The organism is Microbacterium sp. K35 (assembly GCF_004794375.1).
In the GTDB taxonomy this organism is placed as follows: domain Bacteria; phylum Actinomycetota; class Actinomycetes; order Actinomycetales; family Microbacteriaceae; genus Microbacterium; species Microbacterium sufflavum.
In genome coordinates, this window is record NZ_SSDM01000152.1 from 1 (window position 1) to 1,932 (window position 1,932).

Annotated in this window: 2 protein-coding genes; one reads left to right on the forward strand and one right to left on the reverse strand. The window is 74.6% G+C overall.

Going from position 1 to position 1,932, the window contains the following annotated elements; genetic code table 11:
* Positions 1 to 1,110, reverse strand: a 1,110-nt coding sequence (locus tag DW299_RS05105; protein ID WP_136035933.1) for an ROK family protein, incomplete at its 3' end; no start/stop codon positions are given.
* Between the two features lie 118 nt (positions 1,111 to 1,228).
* Here DW299_RS05105 and DW299_RS05110 point away from each other — a divergent pair.
* Positions 1,229 to 1,932: ROK family transcriptional regulator (locus DW299_RS05110; protein WP_136035932.1), on the forward strand; the 704-nt coding region annotated here is incomplete at its 3' end.

A 1,932-nucleotide genomic window follows, 5' to 3' on the forward strand; every position in this document is an offset into this window, starting at 1 on the left:
CGCGGCGGTGAGCGCGGCCTGCGCGGCACCGGCGGAGAGCGGGACCCGGGGGTCGGCGTAGCGGATGGGCGGCTGCTGGGTGCCCCGCGCCGGATAGCCGGACTCCTCCCGCACGCGCTCCAGGAACCGGGGTCCGAGCTCGGTCGCCGGTCCGCCGATCACGACCTCGATCGGGTCGAGCAGGGCGCTGATCAGCTTGACCGCACGGGCGAGCGCACGGGCACCCTCGTCGATCTGCCCCTGGTCGGCGCGGGCGACGAGGGCGCGCACGGCCGGGAGGTCGAGCTCGTCGGTGAAGTCCTTGCCCAGCATCGGCCCGAGCGCGGCGGCGGACTCCAGGCACCCGCGCTGGCCGCACCGGCACGGGCGCGCGGCGTCTCCGAACACGACCTGCACGTGCCCGATCTCGCCCGCACGGTCGCGCGGCCCCGGGGCGAGCTCGCCGTCGAGGGTGACCGCTGCACCGACTCCGCCGCCGAGGTGCACGAACAGCCGGTATCCGGACGGCGTCTCGTCCATCCCGGCCTCGGCGATGGCTTCCGCGTCGACGTCGTTGAGCAGCAGCACGGGCGCGCCGGCGATGGCCTCGAACCGCTCGGCCAGCGGCACGTCCTGCCACTCCAGCTGCACGCTCTCCAGCACGGTCCGCCCGTCGGTGGTGCCGGGCAGCTGCACGCCGACGGCGAGGAGCCGGGCGCCGAAGCGGGCCGCCGCCTCGGCCACCGTGTCGTCGAGCACGCGGTCGCGCGTCGCGGGGGTGTAGGCGACCGTGCGTGCGTCGAGCGCGGTCCCGTCGAGCGCGACGAGGGCGACGTGCGCGCTGGTGGGCTGCACGACGAGCACGAGGATCAGGTGGTGGGCGCCGTCGACGCTCAGGGTGGTGGCGCGTTTGCCGCCGGTGCTGACTGCCTGCTCGCCCTCGACCACCAGCCGGCTGTCGATCAGCTCGGCGACGAGCGAGGAGGAGGTGGCGGCGGTGAGCCCGGTCGCCCGGGCGATGCCGGCGCGGGTCTGGGTGCCAGACGCCTGGAACACGAGCTGCAGGGCTCGGCGCAGGTTCGCACGGCGGACGGCGGCCTGGGTGTCCAGCGCGTCGTCGGTGGTGAACATGCTCACGGTCCCCCGGGGGTGGGTGCGGTGATTGACAGCGCGCACGGCGCTCCGTACGCTCGACCCAGTTAGTTTATTCATTAAACTTAGTCGTCCGGGCGGAGCGGGGAGGAACGACGTGCACTACCCCCAGATCCTAGAGCGCCCCGGCGACCGGGCACGAGTCTCGGCACCCACCCACGCGCGCGCCATCCGTGAACGCAACCGCGCCCTCGTGCTGCGCACCCTCATGGAGCACGCGGCGGCGAGCCGCGCCGACCTGTCCCGCCTCACCGGGCTCGCCCGGCCCACGATCTCCGAGGTCGTGCGCGACCTGCTCGACGACGGCGTGATCCGCGAGAGCGGCATGAGCCAGGACGCCCGTCCGGGGAAGCCGGCCGTCATGCTCGAGTTCGACCAGCGCGCCGTGCAGGTGATCGCCCTCGACCTCAGCACTCCCGGACGGATCACCGGTGCCCTCGCGACCCCCGACGGCCGCATCGACCACCGTGCCGACCTCGCGCTGGACGACGCGGATCCAGCCACCGCGATCGCCGCCCTCGCCGTCGACCTGGCCGGGCGTGCGAGCAGCGCCCCGCTCGGTATCGGCATCGGCGCCCCGTCCGGATCGCCCGCTCTCCTCGGCCTCGGGCCGCGTCTGGCCGACGACCTCGCCCTGCCCGTGCACGTGTTCGACGACGCCGACCTGGTCGCCGACGCGGAGCTGCGGTTCGGCGCGGTCGGCACCGACTTCCTGCTCGTGCGCCTCGGCGGTCGCATCGGCACCGCGATCCGGGTGGTGGGCGACGACGGCGCGCCCGTCGAGCGGTCGATCGGCGCCCA